The organism is Mesorhizobium sp. W050, assembly GCF_054719535.1.
This window is the reverse complement of sequence record NZ_JBTTIH010000001.1, coordinates 3,036,407-3,055,293: the sequence shown is the minus strand read 5'-3', so window position 1 is coordinate 3,055,293 and position 18,887 is coordinate 3,036,407. Positions and strand designations below refer to the sequence as shown.

Genomic DNA, 18,887 nt, shown 5'->3' with positions numbered 1-18,887 from the left:
CTCTGTGCGGAGAGCCACCTTGCACATCCGTCCGAACTGCGCGCCGCGTACGCCACCAGCCGAGAGCCAGGCGACGCACGATGCGGAATGCTTTTCAACCGGGAGGCAACGCGCGGCAGGGCTCAAATCATCCTGGCCGTCGCCATGCAAAGTACGGTGAGTACCAGAAGCCAGGCGGCGATGCGCTCGCCGCCGGCCATTTTGGTGCGCAGCGCCGCTTCCGTTGCGGCGTCCGCGCCGGCAAGCTGCCGGCTGGTCTTGCGGACGACGACGCTGAGAACGCCGGCAGCGGCGAAGGCGGCCAGGATGCCCAGCGCCAGCACCATTTCCATCGAGCCGAAATAGGCGCCGTGGAAGAGATACCAGAGCAGGGCGCCGGTCACGAACACCATACCGGCCGAGCCCATTTGCGGTCCAATAAAGCGCTCCGCCCTGATCTCGGGGTCGCGGGCAAGCGTGATGGTGGTGCCGGCCCAGAACACACCGGCCATGACGTGAAGGCCGATAACGACGATGTAGACATATTGCATGACCGCTTCCTCCTTGCCCGCCGCCCGTCCTCGGATTCCTGTCGAATGCGGGATAAAATGAACTCGGTAGATCGACACGCATGATAGTTAGGTATCAAATGGTTCGATGTCAATGTATAATGCCGCGTTCCATCGGCCGGCGCCTTGTTCTACTGTCGGCGCATGACTCCCTTTGACCGTCCGCCAATCGGCATGAATCTCGCGCGCACCTCCAAGCTGGTGGCGCAGGCCTTTGACGCCGCTTTGGTCGAGGCCGGCGGCACGCTGCCGGTGTGGCTGACCTTGCTTTCGGTCAAGTCGAGCGAGCTTGCCAACCAGCGCGAACTTGCCGGCATGATCGGCATCCAGGGCGCCACGCTCACCCACCATCTCAACGCCATGGAGGCGCAAGGCTTGCTGACGCGCCGCCGCGATCCGGACAACCGCCGGGTTCATCTGGTCGAGCTGACGCAGGCGGGCGAAACGATGTTCCTGAAGCTGCGGGCGGCGGCTCTCATCTTCGACAAGCGGCTGCGCGCGGGATTGCCGGACGACAGGCTGGCGGAGTTCGCCGAGGTGCTGGCGGCATTGCGGGCGAATGTCGCGCCGGCCAAATGACCGGCACCGGTGGGCAATAGTCTAGGCTAAATTGCCCTGAAGCACCTTCAGCTTGGCTTTCTTCGGGCTGCGCGCCAGCAGCCATTCGCGCGCTTTGTCCTGCGGCATCGGGAAGGCGATGGAATAGCCCTGCACCTGGTCGCAGCCGATTGCCATCAGCGAATCGAGCTCGGCTTCGGTTTCCGCGCCCTCGGCGACGATCGAAATGCCGAGACCGCGCGCCAGCTCGGTGATGGCGCGCACGATCTTGGTGTTGTCGCCATTCTCGTTGATGTTCTGGACGAAGCGGCGGTCGATCTTCAGCCGGTCGATCTCGTTGGGATTGACGTGGCTGAGCGAGGCATAGCCGGTGCCGAAATCGTCGAGCTCAAGATGGACGCCGGCAGCGCGGATGTGGCGCAGCTTCGCCGCGATGCCCGTCTTCTCGTCGTCGAGAATGACGGACTCGACGATTTCAAGCGACAGTTTCTGCGGCGCCAGGCCGGCCTTTTCCAGCGTCGCGAACAGGAAGCGGTCGAAGTCGGGTTCGCGCAGCTCGGTGCCGGACACGTTGACGGCGAGCCGGCCGAAGGCAATGCCGGCGCGATCCCATTCGGCTGCTTGCTCGATCGCCTTCGTAAAGACTATGCGGCCGATCTCGGGCATGAAGCCGCATTTTTCGGCGACCGGAATGAACTCGCCCGGCGCAATCATGCCGCGCTCGGCATGCTTCCAGCGCACCAGCGCCTCGATGCCGCTGATGGCGCCGTTGCTCAGCGACACCTGCGGCTGGAAATAGACCTGGAAGGCGTTCTCCGAAATGGCGACCTTGATGTCGTGCTCGAGCTGCTTGCGGTAATCGAGTTCGCGCCTGAGTTCCTCGGAGAAGAACGAGAAGCTGCCGCCGCCGAGCTTCTTGGCGGAATAGAGCGCGAGGTCGGCGTGGACGAGCAGATCCTCGGCATTGTCGGCGTCGATGGGATAGACGGCAATGCCGGCGCTGGCCCCCGGAAGGATGGTCGTGCCCTGGAAGGTAATCGGCTCGTTGATCTCCTCCAGGATGCGACGGGCCAGCATGTTGATGTCCTCGGGGCCGCCGGCGCCATTGAGGATCATCACGAATTCGTCGCCGCCAAGGCGCGCGCACAGATCCGACGCGCGGCAGGAATCACGCATGCGCTGCGCGGTGACGACCAGAACATAGTCGCCTGCGGCGTGGCCGAGCGTGTCGTTGATCTGCTTGAACCGGTCGAGGTCGAGCTGGATCACCGCCAGCCTTTCACGCCGGCGATGCGCGCCCTTGATCAGCGTTTCGAAGTGATCGGTCAGGAAGGTGCGGTTGTGCAGGCCGGTCAGCCCGTCATGTACGGCGATGAAGGCCATCGAGTTGCGGGCATCGACAAGCTCATGGGTCTTGCGCAGGATCGCCTTCGACATCGGCCGGAAGATGAAAAGCGCCACCAGCACGATGACGCCGATGGTGGCGTAGAACAAGGTGCGGTGGAGATCGAGGAGCTTTTCCGACCGCTCGTCGGCGAATGCGGCGATGCGTTGGCCGAGCGCGGCATAACCCGACAGCGTCGCATTGGCGACGGAAGCATCGAGATTGACGCGCTCGCCGCCGCCCTTGTAGGCGGCATTGCCGGAGAGCTGGGATTCGAAGGACGAGATCAGCCTTTCGCCATTGGCGACCAGCCCGACCGAGAAATAGTCGAGGTGGAACGGCTTGCCGTAGAGCACGCTCTCGATCGACCTTGGGTCGGACAATGCCGGCGACAGCGGGTCGGCTCCCGTCTGTTTGAGGAGCAGGTCGTAGTTCGTCTCGAACTCGGCGGTCGCCTGTTTCAGCGCGGCAACTAGGGCCGGCTGCTTGTCACGCGCGGCGGAGCCGGTTGCGCTGGTCAAAAAGACGATGCGCTGCGACAGCGCCTTCTGGGTGCTGACGATGTCGAGCAGAGTATGGTTGTGCTGTTGCGCCGCCATCATCTGCTGCAGCAGGATGAAGGAGGCCATCACCATGGCGGCGATGATCAGCAGCGCCAGCCAATAGCCGCTCTTGATCAGCAGGATGAGTTTGCCCGAGACGGTTTGCGCCGGCTGCTGCGACATATTTTAGGTGACCCCTCGGTCGAACTGATTCTGCCACGGATTCGTGGCGAGAAGACGATTGGCTTGAAAGGGTTAACAGGTCTGGAAGCCGGCGGAACTGTTGCTTCGGCAGTAAACGAAAGCTGCCGAGATGGTTATCATGTTCTTTCGCGGCATAGCCGTATTCGCGTGCCTGCTACTCCAGCATGCGGGCCATGCGATCGGGTCGCGCCAGGGTTGAGCCCGCCGTGCCACCGAAACGGTCGCTTTTGCGATGGATTTTTAGTGCGCGTAGCGCGACAGTCGCGCCAATCTCAACAGGACCTGATCCATGAGCGCGGCATTCCTCTCCCATATCGACAACGAACTGCAAGGGCTGAAATCCGCCGGGCTCTACAAATCCGAGCGGGTGATCACCTCGACCCAGTCGGCTGAGATCGAAGTCGGCGGCGACAAGGTGCTGAATTTCTGCGCCAACAACTATCTCGGCCTCGCCGACAGCTCAGAATTGCGCGATGCAGCCAAAGGCGCGCTGGACCGCTACGGCTACGGCATGGCCTCGGTGCGCTTCATCTGCGGCACGCAGGAAGAGCACAAGCAGCTTGAATCAACGATTTCATCATTCCTCGGCATGGACGACACCATCCTCTACGGCTCCTGCTTCGACGCCAATGGCGGCCTGTTCGAAACGCTGCTCGGCGAGGAGGATGCGATCATCTCCGATGCGCTGAACCATGCCTCGATCATCGACGGCGTGCGGCTGTCGAAGGCCAAGCGTTTCCGCTATGCCAACAACGACATGGCCGACCTCGAAGCGCGGCTGAAAGAGGCGAAAGACTGCCGCTTCCGCCTGATCGCCACCGACGGCGTGTTCTCCATGGACGGCATCATCGCCAATCTGAAAGGCGTCTGCGACCTCGCGGAAAAATACGACGCCATGGTCATGGTCGACGACAGCCATGCCGTCGGCTTCGTCGGCAAAAACGGCCGCGGCTCGGCCGAACATTGCGGCGTCGAGGGCAGGGTGGACATCATCACCGGCACGCTCGGCAAGGCGCTGGGCGGCGCCTCGGGCGGCTACACCTCGGGCAAAAGTCAGGTGGTCGACTGGCTGCGCCAGCGCTCGCGGCCCTATCTCTTCTCCAACACGCTGATGCCGGCGATCGCCGGCGCCTCGATCAAGGTGTTCGAGCTGATCCGAAATGGCGACGCCCTGCGCCAGCGCCTCTATGCCAATGCGGCGCGCTTCCGGTCCGAGATGGGCAAGCTCGGCTTCACGTTGGCCGGCGCCGATCACCCGATCATCCCGGTGATGCTGGGCGATGCGAGCCTGGCGCAGGAAATGGCGGCGCGCATGCTGAAGCGCGGCATCTATGTCATCGGCTTTTCGTTCCCGGTGGTGCCGAAAGGCCAGGCGCGCATCCGCACCCAGATGTCGGCGGCGCATTCCACCGCCGACATCGACCGCGCCGTGGCAGCGTTCGCGGCGGTGGGAAAAGAGTTGGGCGTCATTTCCTGATCGCCAAAAGCGATTCCGGATCAAGGGATTCAAGGGACAAAAGCATGTCGAACATGATGAAGGCGCTGGTGAAGGCCAAGGCCGAACCGGGCATCTGGATGGAAGAGGTACCGGTGCCGGAGATCGGCCCCAACGACGTGCTGATCAAGGTCAAGAAGACGGCGATCTGCGGCACCGACGTCCACATCTACAATTGGGACCAGTGGGCGCAGAAGACCGTGCCGGTGCCGATGGTGACCGGCCATGAATTCGTCGGCACGGTGGCCGATTTCGGCGCTGCGGTCACCGAATACAAGGTCGGCCAGCGTGTCTCCGGCGAAGGTCACATCGTCTGCGGCCATTGCCGCAATTGCCGCGCCGGCAGGGGGCATCTCTGCCGTAACACGCTCGGCGTCGGCGTCAACCGCCCCGGCGCCTTCGGCGAATATCTGGCGATCCCGCAGCACAATGTCGTGCCGATCCCCGACGATGTGCCCGACGAGATCGCCGCGATCTTCGATCCCCTGGGCAATGCCGTCCACACCGCTCTGTCCTTCGACCTGGTCGGTGAAGACGTTCTGGTCACCGGCGCCGGGCCGATCGGCATCATGGGCGCGCTCGTTGCCCAATGTGTGGGGGCGCGAAAAGTCGTCATCACCGACATCAACCCGGTGCGGCTGGCGCTGGCCAAAAAGCTCGGCGTTCAGCATGTCGTCGACGCCTCGAAGGAAAAGCTGCGCGACGTCATGCCGGCGCTCGGCATGACCGAAGGTTTTGACGTCGGCCTCGAAATGTCCGGCGCCGCGCCCGCCTTCCGCGACATGATCGACACCATGAACAACGGCGGCAAGATCGCCATTCTCGGCATCGCGCCGACCGGCTTTGAGATCGACTGGAACAAGGTCATCTTCAAGATGCTGCACTTGAAGGGCATTTACGGCCGCGAGATGTTCGAGACTTGGTACAAGATGATCGCCTTGGTGCAAGGCCCGCTGGATGTCAGCGGCCTGATCACGCATCGGATCGGTATCGATGATTTTCAGGCGGGGTTCGATGCGATGAGGAGCGGCAGTTCGGGTAAGGTGGTGATGGATTGGTGAGGGTGCGGCTGAGCGCTATCCGCTGGAAATGTCGGCGCGAGGCACCCCCCTCTGGCCTGCCGGCCATCTCCCCCGCAAGGAGGGAGATTGGCAGCTTTGACGGCTCGCCAACCTCTGCAACATTGGAGATTGGCGAAAGCCTTCGCGACATCTGATCTCCCCCCTTGCGGGGGAGATGTCCGGCAGGACAGAGGGGGGTGTGAAGGATCACGGCGGAGCAGATTCTTTATTCACCCAACGCTCCCTCCAGCGCCGCCACGCCGCTCACAATCGCTGTCCGCTCCTCTGTGCTCAGCCTCTCCAGCAACTCCCGTTCAAACGCCTTCGCCAGCGGCACCATTTCGCCATAGGCCGCCAGCCCCGCCTTGGTCAGCGCCAGATGCTCTACACGTCGATCATTCTCGTCGGTTGTGCGTACCAGCCAGCGTCGCCGCTCGAGCTCGGCCACGGCGCGCGACACCTTGGTCTTGTGCATGGCCGACTGTTCGCCAAGCGCTGTCGCCGTCATGGTGCCGCGCTGTCCGAGCCCTGACAGCGTGCGCCATTCCGGCCGCGTCAGGCCGTGGCGGTCGCGGTGGATTTTTGAAAATTCGCGGCTGACGGCGTCGGCCAGCCGGTAGAGCCGATAGGGCAGGAAGCTTTCGAGTTCGAGGATTTCCATCTGCACCATGGATGCGGCATTCGCCCGTTGATAGTTACATTTTCGATGGTTACAAATGAAACCAGTTTGGTCAACATCGCCGGCAAGCAGCGCTTTGCGGGGCCGGGTTCAGGGAGGATCGGATGACCTTTTCCTACATGCCGGGCTTCGGCAACGACTTCGAAACCGAGACGCTGCCCGGCTCGCTGCCGCAGGGGCGGAACTCGCCGCAACGGCCGGCTTACGGGCTCTATGCCGAACAGCTATCGGGCTCGCCCTTCACCGCGCCGCGCGGCACCAATGAGCGTTCCTGGCTCTACCGCATCCGGCCGAGCGTAAAACACACCGGCCGCTTCAAGGCAGCGAGCTATCCCTTGTGGAAGACAGCACCCAATGTCGGCGACCACGAACTGGCGCTCGGGCAGTATCGCTGGAACCCGGTGCCGATGCCGAAGGAGCCGACCGATTTCATTCAAGGGATGCGCACCATCACCACCGCCGGCGACGTGCTGGGCCAAAGCGGCATGGCGGCGCATGTCTATGTCGCCAACCGCTCGATGGTCGACGACCATTTCTTCAACGCCGACGGCGAGTTGCTGATTGTCCCCCAGGTCGGCGCCTTGCGCTTTATCACCGAGATGGGCGTCATCGAGCTTCGGCCCGGCGAGATCGCCGTGCTGCCGCGCGGTCTGGTGTTCAAGGTCGAGCTCGCCGACAAGGAAGTGCGCGGCTATGTCTGCGAGAATTACGGCGCCAAGCTGACGCTGCCCGACCGCGGCCCGATCGGCGCCAACTGCCTGGCCAACCCACGCGACTTCAAGACGCCCAGCGCCTGGTTCGAGGAGAAGGAGACGCCGTGCCGGCTGACGGTGAAATGGTGCGGCAATTTCAACGTCACCGAGATCGGCCATTCGCCGCTCGACGTCGTCGCCTGGCACGGCAACTATGCGCCCTACAAATATGATCTGGCGACGTTTTCGCCGGTCGGCGCCATCCTGTTCGACCATCCCGATCCGTCGATCTTCACCGTGCTGACGGCGCCGAGCGGCGAGGAGGGCACCGCCAATATCGACTTCGTCATCTTCCCGCCGCGCTGGCTGGTGGCGGAAGACACGTTCCGGCCGCCCTGGTACCACCGCAACATCATGAGCGAGTTCATGGGCCTGATCCATGGCCAGTACGACGCCAAGGAAGAAGGCTTCGTGCCCGGCGGCATCAGCCTGCACAATCTGATGCTGGCCCACGGCCCCGACGCACCTGGCTTCGAAAAGGCCTCGCGCTCCGAGCTGAAACCGGTCAAGCTCGACAACACGATGGCCTTCATGTTCGAGACCCGATTCCCGCAAATGCTGACCCGCTACGGCGCCGAGCTTGAAACAAGGCAGGACAATTACATTGACTGCTGGACCGACCTGAAGAAGCGCTTCAACGGCACGCCGGAGGGCGACTGGTCTTGAAATCAGCTCGATGAGCGACCGGCTGGTGCTTCTCGGCTCGAAAGGCGGCCCGGCATTGCGGCCGGGCGGGCCGTGGCCGAGTTCGTCGCTGCTGGAGCTTGGCGGGCGGACCATCGTCGTCGATTGCGGGCTGGGTGTCACGCGTGGCCTGGTCGATGCCGGCGTCAGCCTGAAGGCGCTCGACCTGGTCTTCGTCACCCATCTGCATTCCGATCATGTGCTGGAACTGGGGGCGCTGCTCCACACCGCCTGGACCGCCGGGCTCGCCAGCCCGGTGACGCTGTTCGGACCGCCCGGCACCGGCCAATACTGGCGCCGTTTCTGCCAGGCGATGGAGTTCGACATCGAAATTCGCATCGTCGATGAGGGCAGGCCGGACATTCGCGAAATGGCTTCGATCGTGGAATTCGGCGAGGGCGAGATTTTTGCGCAGCGCGGCCTGAAGGTCTCGGCACTGCGCGTCGACCATCCGCCGGTCACGGACTGTTTCGCGCTGCGTTTCGACCACGCCGGCAAAAGCATCGTCTTCTCGGCCGACACAGCCTTCTTTCCGCCGCTCGCAGGCTTTGCCCGAAATGCCGACATTCTCGTCCATGAGGCCATGCTGGAAGAAGGCATCGAGCGGCTGGTCGCCAGGACCGGCAATGGCGCGCGGCTGAAAGAGCATCTGCTTGCCAGCCACTCATTTGCCGAGCAGGCAGGTCGCATCGCCAGCGATGCCGGGGTGAAGAGGCTGGTGCTCAACCACCTCATTCCGGCCGATGATGCCGCGATCGGCGAGGCCGACTGGGAGGCCGCCGTCAGGAAATCGTGGGCGGGTGACTTGACGATTGCCCGCGACGGCCTTGTTGTGAACTTAGACGGCGCCAAAGCCGCATCAGGAGAGGAAACCGCATGAAGCTTGCCACATTGAGGGACGGGACGCGCGACGGAAAGCTTGTCGTCGTCTCGCGCGACCTGACGCGCTTCACCGACGCCTCGTTCCTGGCGCGCACGCTGCAGGCCGCACTCGACGACTGGCAGCGGATTTCGCCGCACCTGGCGACGATCGCCGAATCGCTGGAGAACAATGCGGTGCCGTCGGCACGCTTCCATGAGCATGACGCCCAATCGCCGCTGCCGCGCGCCTATCAATGGGCCGATGGTTCAGCCTATGTGAACCATGTCGATCTGGTGCGCAAAGCTCGCGGCGCCGAGATGCCGGCAAGCTTCTGGACCGATCCGCTGATCTACCAGGGCGGCTCGGATTCCTTTATCGCGCCGCGCGATCCGATCCGCGCGGCGGACGAAGCCTTCGGCATCGACATGGAGGCGGAAGTCGCCGTCATCGTCGACGACGTGCCGATGGGCGCCAGCCTCGACCAGGCGCGCGCCGCCATCCGGCTGGTCATGCTGGTCAATGATGTGACGCTGCGCGCGCTCACCGGACCCGAGCTCGCCAAGGGGTTTGGCTTCTTCCAGTCGAAGCCGTCCTCGGCTTTTTCGCCGGTGGCGGTGACGCCGGACGAACTCGGCGACGCCTGGGATGGCGGCAAGGTCAACCTGCCTCTGCTCGCCGACGTCAACGGCAAGCCGTTCGGCCGTGCCAATGCCGGCGTCGACATGACCTTCGACTTCCCGGCGCTGATTGCCCATGCCGCAAAGACACGGCCGCTGGTTGCCGGCACCATCATCGGTTCCGGCACCGTCTCCAACAAGCTGGATGGCGGGCCGGGCAAACCGGTGGCGGCCGGCGGCGCCGGCTATTCCTGCATCGCTGAACTGCGCATGATCGAGACCATTGAGTCTGGCGAGCCCAAGACGCCGTTCCTGCGCTTTGGCGATACGGTGCGTATCGAGATGAAGAATAAAAGCGGAAACTCGATCTTCGGCGCCATCGAGCAGAAGGTCGAGAAGTCCCAGGCATAAGAGGGGGCAATAGTGACGGGAGAGGCGTTCTACCTGCTGGCCGGCGTCTGGGCGCTGGCCATTCTGGTGGTCTTCATCCAGGCGATCCGGCTGAGCTACCGCATCGAGGCGCGCTCGCCCGATCTGACCAACCGCAGTGGCTACCCGCGCAAGGCGATGATGTTCCACACCATCACCAACACCAATGTGGCGCGGGACGAGGAGACGCAGGCGATGCGGCGGCGCATGAACCGGCTGCTGCTGATCGTTGTCGCCGGCTTCGCGGTGATGGCGGCTGGCATTGGCCTGATCAGACGAATGAACGCGTGACCCTGCTCGAGCATTTCAGCCGCATGGCCGGCAACAATCTCTGGTCGAACGACCGGCTCTATCGCGCCGTGCTGCAGCTAAAGCCCGGCGAATTCGAAGCCGAGCGCACAAGCTTCTTCCCGTCGATCAAGGCGACGCTCAACCACATCCTCGCGGTCGATCATCTCTATCTCGATTTTCTCGAAGAAGGCGGCGTCGGTGCGGCCGCTTATGACGACTACGTGCCGTTCGATGTGCCGCAGGCGCTGTTTGCCGCCCAGGTCGCAGCAGATCGACGCCTAATCGCCTTTTGCGAGAAGCTGTCGGAGGCGGATCTCGACCGTCAGGTCATCACGGACCGGCGCGAGGACGGCATGATCCCCGAAAAGATCGGCGACATTCTCGCCCATGTCTTCCTGCACGACATCCACCATCGCGGCCAGGTTCACGCGATGCTCTCGGGCAGCTCGGTCGCGCCGCCGCAGCTGGACGAGTTTTTGCTCGATTATGATTTGAAGGTGAGGAAGGAGGAGGTCGAGCGGCTGGGCCTCTGACCTTTATCTGGTGTACTCGTTCCATTCAGGGCCGAGTTTGTCGAAATCGTCAGAAATCCAAATCTTGCCCTTCAGGGCACCTATGCGCGACAACAAGTCTTCTCGAACTGGTGCCACGAGCCGCGCCGCGATCTTGCCGTGACGAGTGATGACTATCTCCTCGCCGGCTTCCGCGCGGCCGACGAGTTCCGATAGTTTGGCCTTTGCTTCGGTTATGGAGACGTTCACGGCTCGACCTCTTGGATCGGAACTTAGATCAAAGCCGATCGAGCCGCAAACGAGCTTACGGTTTCACGCCGCCTTGCCATCGACCTTGATCACGCCGCGCTTGATCTGGTCCTGCTCGATCGACTCGAACAGCGCGCGGAAATTGCCTTCGCCAAAACCTTCGTCGCCCTTCCTCTGGATGAATTCGAAGAAGATCGGGCCGATCACGGTTTTGGAGAATATCTGCAGCAGGATCTTGGTCATGCCGCCGTCGACCACGCCTTCGCCGTCGATCAGGATGCCGTGCTTCTTCATCCGCTCGATCGGCTCGTCATGCCCGTTCACCCTGTTGTACGACATGTCGTAGTAGGTCTCCGGCGGACCGGGCATGAACTTCAGCCCGTTGTCGGCAAGCTTGTCGGTGGCGGCGTAGATGTCGTCGGTGCCGACAGCGATATGCTGGATGCCTTCGCCATTGTACTTCTTCAGATACTCGGCGATCTGGCTGGTGTCGTCCTTGGACTCGTTCAGCGGGATACGGATCTTGCCGCAGGGCGAGGTGATGGCGCGGCTGACGAGGCCGGTGATCTTGCCGTCGATGTCGAAGAAATGGATCTGCTTGAAGCCGAACAATTCGCGATAAAAGTCCCACCATTTGTCCATCTGGCCGCGATAGACATTGTGGGTGAGGTGGTCGAGGAAATAGAAGCCGACGCCTTGCGGCCGCGGGTCGCGTTCGCCCAGCCACTCGAACTCGGCATCATAGGCCGAGCCCTTCTTGCCATAGGCTTCGATGAAATAGAGCAGCGAGCCGCCAATGCCGACAATGGCCGGCACGTCGAGCGCCTTGTCGTTGCCGTCGTAGGGCGTGGCGCCTTTCGATACCGCAAGCTCGAACGCATGCTTTGCATCGACCACGCGCCAGGCCATCGAGGCGGCGCAGGGGCCGTGCTTGTCGACGAATTTCATCGCATGCGAGCCGGGCTCGGCATTGACGACATAGTTGATGTCGCCCTGGCGCCAGACGGTGATGTCCTTCGTGCGGTGCTTGGCCACCGCGACATAGCCCATGCGGGTGAACAGCTCGGAGAGCTTCTGCGGCTCCGCGTGCGCGAACTCGACGAACTCGAAACCGTCGGTGCCGGCGGGGTTTTCCTTGCTGATCTTTGCGGGCGGGGCGTCGTGCGGGAAGGGACCCATGGCATTCCTCCAAACGGATGGTGGCCGCATCGGACCACGAGATGACGCATGATAGTGCGAAGCGACCGCACGGTGCTTGCATTCAAACGCTTGAAATGATCATCTCGTGCGTAATTCATGCATGATTGGAGATGAATCGATGAATGAAGCGCGCATCGATCAATTTGACCGCAAGATAATGGCTCTCTTGCAGGGCGACGCACGGCTCACCAACAACGATCTCTCGGAGCGCGTGAACCTGTCGGCATCGCAATGCTCACGCCGCCGCCAGCGGCTGGAGGAAGACGGCTACATCAAGGGCTATCGCGCCGTGCTCGACCGCGACAAGCTCGGCTTCTCGCTGGTCAATGTCATCTCGGTGACATTGGCCACCCACAACCGCGACAATGCGCGGCGCTTCGGCGAATTGCTGGCGCGGCTGCCGGAAGTGCAGGAGGCGCACGCGCTGACCGGTGAGATGGACTACATCTTGAAAGTGGTGACCCCCGATCTGAAATCGCTGTCGGAATTCGTCAACGGCGTGCTGTTGCCGCACGACTCCGTGCAGCATGTAAAGACCGCGATCGTGCTGGAGACGCTGAAGGAGACCGGGGCGCTGCCGATCTAGTTTGAGAGAGTTTCAGTTGATACGTCGGCGGGACAGCACCCCCCCTCTGGGCTGCCGGCCATCTCCCCCGCAAGGAGGGAGATCAGCAGCTTGTCGACAGCGCTCATCCTGCGACGTCGGCGATTGGCGAAAAGCGAAGGCGACATCCGATCTCCCCCCTTGCGGGGGAGATGTCCGGCAGGACAGAGGGGGGTGTGAGGGATCGCCAGCGCCTCAGGATGCTCACCCCTTGGACTGCTGGATCAGCCCATAAAGATTGGTACACCGCGCGCCCGAGCGGCAATAAGCAAACACCGGTCCCTCAAGCGCGTCGAGCGCTTCGGCCTGGTCCTCGACATTCTCGGCCGTGATCTGGCCGCTGATTACCGGGATGTAGCGGAAGGCCAGCCCCGCGGCTTCGACCGCCGCCTTGACGCTGTCGGCCGAAGGCTGGTCGGGCTGCTCGTCATCCGGCCGGTTGCAGATCACGCTCTTGAAACCGGCTTCCTTGATGGCGGCGGCATCTTCGGGCTGGATCTGGCCCGAGACCGAATAGTCCTCGCTGATTTCGCGATATTCCATGGCTCTCATCCTCGCAATCTGGTTTGGCGCGAAGTCTTGCCACTCTCACACGAGGTCGGCAATCCGCGCCGGAAAGAAATCCCTCGGCGCAGATAGACATTTGCGGCCCAAGATCCAACCCAGGCTCAAGAGGTTTCGCGCTGTTGGCCTTGCCCGGAGGCGGCAGCGACTCTAAACAGGCGCACCGACAAACGAAGGAACCATCCAATGAGCATTCGTCGCATCGATGTTGGCCCGCGCATGAGCCAGATCGTCATCCACGGCAACACCGTCTATCTCGCCGGCCAGGTCGGAACGCCCGGCGCCAGCGTTGGCGAACAGACCAGGTCGATCCTCGCATCTATCGACGAACTGCTGGCCAAGGCCGGCACCGACAAGACCAAGATCCTGCAGGCGATCATCTGGCTGGCCGATATGGGCACCTTCGCCGAGATGAACAAGGAATGGGACAAGTGGGTCCCGCAAGGCAACACGCCCGCCCGCGCCACGGGTGAGGCCAAGCTTGCAGGGCCGGAATACACTGTCGAGATTATTGTTACGGCGGCGATTTAGAGCGCGGTGCCTTACCCTCCCACTCGAGGGGAGGGTCGGCGAGTAGTCGAAGCGAAGCGGAGACTGCGAGACGGGGTGGGGTCGGCGAGGCTGCACCGACCCCACCCCGCGTCACCAGTGCCGCCTTGCGGCACTTGCTCCGCGACCCTCCCCTCGAGGGGGAGGGTAATCACCCCTGCGAAGGCCTGAACCGCGCCACCAGCGTGTGGCTCTCCGCGGCGTAGGTGAACCTCACCTGCGTCACCGGGTGCTCGGCGCCCCAGGTCCGGCGCTCGACCACCAGGCAGGGCGCGCCGGCGGCGATGTCGAGCGATTCGGCAATGTGCCTGTCGGCCGCGACCGCGCGGATACGGTGCTCTGCCTCGCTCCATGGCACGCGGCCGATCAGCCAAGGGCCGGGGGCGATGTCGAGAAACTCCTCCTCGGCGGCTTCCGCGACGGCGGCGAGATTGATCAGCCGCTGTTCGTGCGCGAACGGCCGCTTGCCGGCAAAATGCCGGCATTCGAGCGCCAGCACCTGTCCGGCTGCGTCCAGTTCCAGCAAGGCGCGATCCTCGGCGCTGCTGCGCCTTTTCTGCCGCGCCAAGCGCTCGTAACGATAAGCCAGGCCAAGCGACTCAACCTCGATCCTGATGTCGTGGATTTCCAGCACCGCGGCCTGCGACTGCGGCTGGCGGACAAAGCTGCCCGAACGGCGGCGGCGCTCTATCAGCCCGGCCTTGGCCAGCTGCGACAGCGCCTTGTTCACCGTCATGCGCGAGCAATTGTATTCGGCCGTCAACTCGTGCTCGAACGGGATGCGGTGACCCGGCGCCCAGGCGCCGGACATTATTTTCTCGCTGATGTCGGACAGGATGCGCTGGTGCAGCGAACCGCCGCCTTCCACCGCCGCTGTCTCTGATATGCTCATGCCGAAAGCGCCGTCATCACATGGCGAAAGCGCTCGGCGATCGTCTCACGCACTGCATGCCGGCCGCCGCTGACCTGTTTTTTTCCGTGCACCCAGACGCAATCGACCTTGCCGCCATTGGCAAAGATCCAGGCGTCGAGGATCGCATCGCCACTTTTTCCGGCCAGCGAAGGATGGTTTTCGTCGAGGGAGACGAAATCAGCCGCGGCGCCGGCGGCGATCCGCGACGGGCCGGCGCCGAGTGCGGTGCTGCCGCCATCGAGGGCGGCGTCGAACAGAGCCCGCCCGGTCGAGCCGCCGGCCACCGCCAGCACATTGCGGGCGCGGTGTGCGAGGCGCTGCGAATATTCGAGCTGGCGCAATTCATCCGGCAGGCCGATCAGCACGTTGGAATCCGAGCCGACGCCGAAGCGGCCGCCATGTTCGATGAACAGAGGTGCTGAAAAGGTGCCGTCGCCGAGATTGGCCTCGGTGATCGGGCAAAGCCCGGCAATGGCGCCGCTTCTGGCCATGCCGGTTGTCTCAGCCTCGGTCATGTGGGTGGCGTGGATCAGGCACCAACTCTTGTCGATCCCGGCATTGGCGAGCAGCCATTCGACCGGTCGCGCACCCGACCACGCCAGGCAATCCTCGACCTCCTTCGCCTGCTCGGCGACGTGGATGTGGATCGGTCCGTCCGGCGCAATGGCGGCAACAGCGCTGAGTTCCTCCGGCGTCGCGGCGCGCAGGCTGTGCGGGGCGACGCCGACGACAGCCTGATTCAACGCACGAACCGATTCGCGGCTTTTCTCAAGCAAGCGTTCGAACCGATTCACATCGTTGATGAATCGCCGCTGGCCTTCGTTGGGCGCAGCGCCGCCGAAGGAGGAATGGGCATAAAACACCGGCAGCAGCGTCAGGCCGATCCCGGTTTCGCCGGCGGCCGCGGCAATACGTTCGGCCATCTCGGCAAGGTTGGCATAGGGTTTTCCGTCGCGATCGTGGTGGAGATAATGAAATTCGCCGACGCGCGAGAATCCGGCCTCCAGCATTTCGACATAAAGCTGGGCGGCGACCGCCTCGACCTGGTCCGGCGTCATCGACAGCGCGAAGCGGTACATCACCTCGCGCCAGCTCCAGAAGCTGTCGGCGGAGGGACCGCGCAGTTCGGCAAGCCCGGCGATGCCGCGCTGGAAGGCGTGGCTGTGCAGGTTCGGCATGCCCGGCACCAGAATGGCGTGGCGTTCGTCGTCAGCCTGTATCGACGTGCCGGCTTCGACTGCCGTGATGCGACCGTCGTTCAACAAAATCCGCACCTTGTCGTGCCAGCCATTGGGCAGCAGCGCCTGTTCCGCAAAGATCGCCGTCACGTTTTTCTCCGCATTCCCTGAACAATTGCACTTGCAGTGCTTTTCAATATGTATATACATAATCGCCATCCAATCAAACGGAAAAAGATGATGGCGGCACAGAACAAAAGCCGGGCAGGGGGCCTTCACCTTTGGCGCAATGCGCGCCTGGCAACCATGGCCGAAGGCGACGCCGGACTGGGCATTGTCGACAAGGGCGCGATCGTCGCCCGTGACGGCGTCATCGTCTATGCCGGTCCGGAAGCCGACATGCCGTCAGCGTTGGCTCAGGGCGGCGAGACTACCGATTGCGAAGGCCGCTGGATCACGCCCGGCCTGATCGACTGCCACACCCATCTCATCCATGCCGGCAACCGTGCCAACGAGTTCGAGATGCGGCTGGCCGGCGCCACCTATGAAGAAGTCGCCCGTGCCGGCGGCGGCATCGTCTCCTCGGTCAAATCCCTGCGTGCCGCGAGCGAAGACGCACTGGTTGCGCAGACGCTGCCACGCCTCGATGCGCTGATGGCCGAGGGTGTCACCACGGTAGAGGTAAAGTCGGGTTACGGGCTCGATCTCGAAAATGAACAGAAGTCGCTTCGCGCCGCGCGGCAGCTGGACAAGCAACGCCCGGTCACGGTCCGCACCACCTTCCTCGGCGCGCATGCGCTGCCGCCGGAAGCAAAAGGCGACAAGGACGCTTTTGTCGATCTCGTCGCCAACACGATCCTGCCCGCAATCGCCGCCGAGGGCCTGGCTGACGCCGTAGACGGCTTTTGCGAGGGCATTGCCTTTTCGCCGGAACAGATTGCCCGCGTCTTCGACAAGGCCAAGGCGCTTGGCCTGCCGGTCAAACTCCATGCCGACCAGCTGTCCAATTTGCATGGCGCCGAACTCGCCGCCCGTTATGGTGCGCTGTCGGCAGACCATCTCGAATACACCGATGAAGCAGGTGCCGCAGCCATGGCCAAGGCCGGCACCGTGGCGACGATCCTACCCGGCGCCTACTATTTCATCCGCGAAACCAGGAAGCCGCCGATCGGCCTGTTTCGCCAGCACGGCGTCAAGATGGCGGTCGCCACCGACAACAATCCCGGGACGTCGCCGCTGACCTCGCTGCTTCTGACCATGAACATGGCCGCGACGCTTTTCGACCTGACCGTCGAGGAGTGCCTGGCCGGCACCACTCGCGAGGCTGCCCGTGCGCTGGGATTGCTCGGCCAGACCGGCACGCTTGAAGCAGGGAAATCCGCCGACCTGGCGATCTGGGACATCGAGCGTCCGGCCGAACTCGTCTACCGCATGGGCTTCAACCCGCTCCATGCCCGCATCTGGAGAGGACAATGACCGAACTTAACCTGAAGCCCGGCAATGCATCGCTGGCCGACTGGCGCACCATCTATCGTGGCGCCGTGCCGAAGCTCGACGCTGCCTGCCGTCCGAAGATCAAGGCCAGCGCCGAGGCTGTCGCCCGTATTGTCGCCAAGGGTGAGCCGGTCTATGGCATCAACACCGGCTTCGGCAAACTGGCCAGCGTCCGCATTCCGGCCGCCGATTTGGAAACCCTGCAACGCAACATCGTTTTGTCGCATGCCGCCGGCGTCGGCGAGCCGATGCCGGTCGCTGTGGTTCGGTTGATGATGGCGCTGAAGCTGGCCAGCCTGGCGCAGGGCGCGTCGGGCGTGCGGCCGCAAACCATCGAATTGCTGGAAGCGATGCTGGTCAACGACGTCATCCCCGTCGTGCCGGCGCAGGGCTCGGTCGGCGCCTCCGGAGATCTCGCGCCGCTGTCGCACATGACGGCGGTGATGATCGGCGTCGGCGAATGCTTTACACCGCATGGCCGCTTCCCGGCCAAGGTCGCTTTCGTCTCGCACGGCCTGGAGCCGGTGACGCTTGGCGCCAAGGAAGGCCTGGCGCTGCTCAACGGCACGCAGTTCTCCACCGCCTATGCGTTGGCCGCTCTCTTCGAGGCCGAAGTGCTTTACCAGTCGGCGCTGGTCGCCGGGGCGCTGTCGACCGACGCCGCCAAGGGCTCGGATGCACCCTTCGATCCGCGCATCCATCTCCTCAGAAAACACCCGGGCCAGATCGAGACGGCGGCAGCGCTGCGCAATCTGATGTCCGGCAGCGCCATCCGTGAATCGCACCGCGTCGGCGATGAGCGCGTGCAGGATCCGTACTGCCTGCGCTGCCAGCCGCAGGTGATGGGTGCTGCACTCAGCGTGCTGCGCCAGGCTGCCGATACGCTCGGCACCGAGGCCAATGGCGTCACCGACAATCCGCTGATCTTCGCCGAGGACGATACTGCGCTTTCAGGCGGCAATTTCCACGCCGAGCCGGTGGCTTTCGCCGCCGACATGATCGCGCTCGCCGTCTGCGAGATCGGCTCGCTGTCGGAACGCCGCATCGCCATGCTGGTGGACCCGGCGCTGTCCGGCATGCCGGCATTCCTGACGCCGAAGCCCGGCCTGAACTCCGGCTTCATGATCCCGCAGGTGACGGCGGCGGCACTCGTTTCCGAAAACAAGCAGAAGGCCTATCCCGCGAGCGTCGATTCCATCCCGACCTCGGCCAACCAGGAAGACCACGTCTCGATGGCCGCACATGGCGCGCGCCGGCTGATCGGCATGGTCGAGAATGCGACAGCCGTCATCGGCATCGAACTCTTGGCCGCCGCGCAGGGCTGCGATTTCCATGCACCGCTGGCGTCGAGCGCGGCCCTTGAAGCCGTGCGCAAACTGGTCCGCGCAGAAGTGCCGCATCTCGACAACGACCGACATTTCCATCCCGATATGGAAAAGGCCATCGCCATGGTGCGCAGCGGCGCTGCCATCAAGGCTGCCGGCGCGGTGACACTGCCTTCGATTTCGGGAGTCTGAC

Annotated in this window: 20 protein-coding genes; 12 read left to right on the top strand and 8 right to left on the bottom strand. The window is 63.4% G+C overall.

Annotated elements, in window-relative coordinates; all coding sequences use genetic code 11:
- Nucleotides 1-122: 122 nt before the first annotated feature.
- A complete protein-coding gene (locus ACYG9Y_RS14805) occupies nucleotides 123-530 on the bottom strand; it encodes a hypothetical protein (protein ID WP_023739255.1) in 408 nt (135 codons plus the stop codon).
- A gap of 192 nt (nucleotides 531-722) precedes the next feature.
- Between ACYG9Y_RS14805 and ACYG9Y_RS14800 the strand changes: the two genes are divergently transcribed.
- Nucleotides 723-1,127 (top strand): MarR family winged helix-turn-helix transcriptional regulator, encoded by a 405-nt coding sequence (locus ACYG9Y_RS14800; RefSeq protein ID WP_023672921.1) that lies wholly within the window; start codon nucleotides 723-725, stop codon nucleotides 1,125-1,127.
- Between the two features lie 21 nt (nucleotides 1,128-1,148).
- On the opposite strand, the gene ACYG9Y_RS14795 is transcribed toward ACYG9Y_RS14800, so the two are convergent.
- Nucleotides 1,149-3,215, bottom strand: coding sequence for a putative bifunctional diguanylate cyclase/phosphodiesterase (locus tag ACYG9Y_RS14795; protein ID WP_023724848.1), 2,067 nt, complete (start codon nucleotides 3,213-3,215; stop codon nucleotides 1,149-1,151).
- 310 nt (nucleotides 3,216-3,525) lie between these two features.
- On the opposite strand from ACYG9Y_RS14795, the gene ACYG9Y_RS14790 reads away from it, so the two are divergent.
- A complete protein-coding gene (locus tag ACYG9Y_RS14790; RefSeq protein ID WP_023739256.1) occupies nucleotides 3,526-4,713 on the top strand; it encodes a glycine C-acetyltransferase in 1,188 nt (395 codons plus the stop codon).
- A 44-nt stretch (nucleotides 4,714-4,757) separates the two neighbouring features.
- Nucleotides 4,758-5,792: an L-threonine 3-dehydrogenase gene (gene tdh / locus ACYG9Y_RS14785; protein WP_023739257.1), complete on the top strand. Its 1,035-nt coding sequence runs from the start codon at nucleotides 4,758-4,760 to the stop codon at nucleotides 5,790-5,792.
- Nucleotides 5,793-6,018: 226 nt separating this feature from the next.
- Here tdh and ACYG9Y_RS14780 read toward each other — a convergent pair whose 3' ends face one another.
- Complete coding sequence (locus ACYG9Y_RS14780; RefSeq protein ID WP_031259048.1) at nucleotides 6,019-6,453, bottom strand: MarR family winged helix-turn-helix transcriptional regulator; 435 nt, start codon at nucleotides 6,451-6,453, stop codon at nucleotides 6,019-6,021.
- A 122-nt stretch (nucleotides 6,454-6,575) separates the two neighbouring features.
- Here ACYG9Y_RS14780 and hmgA point away from each other — a divergent pair, with 122 nt between their 5' ends.
- The 5 genes from hmgA to ACYG9Y_RS14755 are packed head-to-tail and all read left to right on the top strand — an operon-like array spanning nucleotide 6,576 to nucleotide 10,639.
- Nucleotides 6,576-7,889: a homogentisate 1,2-dioxygenase gene (hmgA, locus tag ACYG9Y_RS14775; RefSeq protein WP_023739259.1), complete on the top strand. Its 1,314-nt coding sequence runs from the start codon at nucleotides 6,576-6,578 to the stop codon at nucleotides 7,887-7,889.
- Between the two features lie 10 nt (nucleotides 7,890-7,899).
- On the top strand, nucleotides 7,900-8,787 hold the full coding sequence (locus tag ACYG9Y_RS14770) for an MBL fold metallo-hydrolase (RefSeq protein ID WP_023739260.1): 888 nt from the start codon (nucleotides 7,900-7,902) through the stop codon (nucleotides 8,785-8,787).
- Complete coding sequence (locus tag ACYG9Y_RS14765) at nucleotides 8,784-9,797, top strand: fumarylacetoacetate hydrolase family protein (protein ID WP_023739261.1); 1,014 nt, start codon at nucleotides 8,784-8,786, stop codon at nucleotides 9,795-9,797. The genes ACYG9Y_RS14770 and ACYG9Y_RS14765 overlap by 4 nt, the downstream gene beginning before the upstream one ends.
- A gap of 12 nt (nucleotides 9,798-9,809) precedes the next feature.
- Nucleotides 9,810-10,106 (top strand): hypothetical protein, encoded by a 297-nt coding sequence (locus ACYG9Y_RS14760; protein WP_023694415.1) that lies wholly within the window; start codon nucleotides 9,810-9,812, stop codon nucleotides 10,104-10,106.
- The gene (locus ACYG9Y_RS14755) at nucleotides 10,103-10,639 is read left to right on the top strand and encodes a DinB family protein (protein WP_023694414.1); all 537 of its coding nucleotides are present in this window, start codon (nucleotides 10,103-10,105) and stop codon (nucleotides 10,637-10,639) included. Before ACYG9Y_RS14760 ends, ACYG9Y_RS14755 begins: the two co-directional genes overlap by 4 nt.
- A 3-nt stretch (nucleotides 10,640-10,642) precedes the next feature.
- On the opposite strand, the gene ACYG9Y_RS14750 is transcribed toward ACYG9Y_RS14755, so the two are convergent.
- On the bottom strand, nucleotides 10,643-10,867 hold the full coding sequence (locus tag ACYG9Y_RS14750; protein WP_023702307.1) for a type II toxin-antitoxin system Phd/YefM family antitoxin: 225 nt from the start codon (nucleotides 10,865-10,867) through the stop codon (nucleotides 10,643-10,645).
- A 63-nt stretch (nucleotides 10,868-10,930) separates the two neighbouring features.
- Nucleotides 10,931-12,046: a 4-hydroxyphenylpyruvate dioxygenase gene (hppD, locus tag ACYG9Y_RS14745; RefSeq protein ID WP_023739262.1), complete on the bottom strand. Its 1,116-nt coding sequence runs from the start codon at nucleotides 12,044-12,046 to the stop codon at nucleotides 10,931-10,933.
- A gap of 139 nt (nucleotides 12,047-12,185) precedes the next feature.
- On the opposite strand from hppD, the gene ACYG9Y_RS14740 reads away from it, so the two are divergent.
- Nucleotides 12,186-12,653, top strand: coding sequence for an Lrp/AsnC family transcriptional regulator (locus ACYG9Y_RS14740; protein ID WP_023698021.1), 468 nt, complete (start codon nucleotides 12,186-12,188; stop codon nucleotides 12,651-12,653).
- Between the two features lie 222 nt (nucleotides 12,654-12,875).
- Here ACYG9Y_RS14740 and ACYG9Y_RS14735 read toward each other — a convergent pair whose 3' ends face one another.
- Nucleotides 12,876-13,214 (bottom strand): protein tyrosine phosphatase family protein, encoded by a 339-nt coding sequence (locus ACYG9Y_RS14735; RefSeq protein WP_023672907.1) that lies wholly within the window; start codon nucleotides 13,212-13,214, stop codon nucleotides 12,876-12,878.
- A 207-nt stretch (nucleotides 13,215-13,421) separates the two neighbouring features.
- On the opposite strand from ACYG9Y_RS14735, the gene ACYG9Y_RS14730 reads away from it, so the two are divergent.
- Nucleotides 13,422-13,766 (top strand): RidA family protein, encoded by a 345-nt coding sequence (locus ACYG9Y_RS14730; RefSeq protein ID WP_023672906.1) that lies wholly within the window; start codon nucleotides 13,422-13,424, stop codon nucleotides 13,764-13,766.
- 169 nt (nucleotides 13,767-13,935) lie between these two features.
- Here the strand turns inward: ACYG9Y_RS14730 and hutC are convergent, their stop codons facing one another.
- Together hutC and ACYG9Y_RS14720 are read right to left on the bottom strand one after the other, a co-directional pair.
- Complete coding sequence (hutC, locus tag ACYG9Y_RS14725) at nucleotides 13,936-14,676, bottom strand: histidine utilization repressor (RefSeq protein ID WP_023739263.1); 741 nt, start codon at nucleotides 14,674-14,676, stop codon at nucleotides 13,936-13,938.
- Nucleotides 14,673-16,025 carry a formimidoylglutamate deiminase gene (locus ACYG9Y_RS14720; RefSeq protein ID WP_023739264.1) on the bottom strand — a complete coding sequence of 451 codons (1,353 nt, stop codon included), beginning with the start codon at nucleotides 16,023-16,025 and terminating at the stop codon, nucleotides 14,673-14,675. Before ACYG9Y_RS14720 ends, hutC begins: the two co-directional genes overlap by 4 nt.
- A 90-nt stretch (nucleotides 16,026-16,115) precedes the next feature.
- Between ACYG9Y_RS14720 and hutI the strand changes: the two genes are divergently transcribed.
- Nucleotides 16,116-17,351: an imidazolonepropionase gene (hutI, locus tag ACYG9Y_RS14715; RefSeq protein WP_023739265.1), complete on the top strand. Its 1,236-nt coding sequence runs from the start codon at nucleotides 16,116-16,118 to the stop codon at nucleotides 17,349-17,351.
- Nucleotides 17,348-18,886 (top strand): histidine ammonia-lyase, encoded by a 1,539-nt coding sequence (gene hutH, locus ACYG9Y_RS14710; RefSeq protein WP_023739266.1) that lies wholly within the window; start codon nucleotides 17,348-17,350, stop codon nucleotides 18,884-18,886. Before hutI ends, hutH begins: the two co-directional genes overlap by 4 nt.
- The last annotated feature ends 1 nt before the right edge of the window (nucleotide 18,887 follow it).

Coding starts and splice junctions, on each gene's coding strand:
- hppD (WP_023739262.1), bottom strand. CDS start 12,046: ATGGGTCCCTTCCCGCACGACGCCCCGCCCGCAAAGATCAGCAAGGAA.
- tdh (WP_023739257.1), top strand. CDS start 4,758: ATGTCGAACATGATGAAGGCGCTGGTGAAGGCCAAGGCCGAACCGGGC.
- ACYG9Y_RS14800 (WP_023672921.1), top strand. CDS start 723: ATGAATCTCGCGCGCACCTCCAAGCTGGTGGCGCAGGCCTTTGACGCC.
- ACYG9Y_RS14795 (WP_023724848.1), bottom strand. CDS start 3,215: ATGTCGCAGCAGCCGGCGCAAACCGTCTCGGGCAAACTCATCCTGCTG.
- ACYG9Y_RS14780 (WP_031259048.1), bottom strand. CDS start 6,453: ATGGAAATCCTCGAACTCGAAAGCTTCCTGCCCTATCGGCTCTACCGG.
- hmgA (WP_023739259.1), top strand. CDS start 6,576: ATGACCTTTTCCTACATGCCGGGCTTCGGCAACGACTTCGAAACCGAG.
- ACYG9Y_RS14770 (WP_023739260.1), top strand. CDS start 7,900: ATGAGCGACCGGCTGGTGCTTCTCGGCTCGAAAGGCGGCCCGGCATTG.
- ACYG9Y_RS14730 (WP_023672906.1), top strand. CDS start 13,422: ATGAGCATTCGTCGCATCGATGTTGGCCCGCGCATGAGCCAGATCGTC.
- hutC (WP_023739263.1), bottom strand. CDS start 14,676: ATGAGCATATCAGAGACAGCGGCGGTGGAAGGCGGCGGTTCGCTGCAC.
- ACYG9Y_RS14790 (WP_023739256.1), top strand. CDS start 3,526: ATGAGCGCGGCATTCCTCTCCCATATCGACAACGAACTGCAAGGGCTG.
- ACYG9Y_RS14805 (WP_023739255.1), bottom strand. CDS start 530: ATGCAATATGTCTACATCGTCGTTATCGGCCTTCACGTCATGGCCGGT.
- hutI (WP_023739265.1), top strand. CDS start 16,116: ATGGCGGCACAGAACAAAAGCCGGGCAGGGGGCCTTCACCTTTGGCGC.
- ACYG9Y_RS14740 (WP_023698021.1), top strand. CDS start 12,186: ATGAATGAAGCGCGCATCGATCAATTTGACCGCAAGATAATGGCTCTC.
- ACYG9Y_RS14735 (WP_023672907.1), bottom strand. CDS start 13,214: ATGGAATATCGCGAAATCAGCGAGGACTATTCGGTCTCGGGCCAGATC.
- hutH (WP_023739266.1), top strand. CDS start 17,348: ATGACCGAACTTAACCTGAAGCCCGGCAATGCATCGCTGGCCGACTGG.
- ACYG9Y_RS14765 (WP_023739261.1), top strand. CDS start 8,784: ATGAAGCTTGCCACATTGAGGGACGGGACGCGCGACGGAAAGCTTGTC.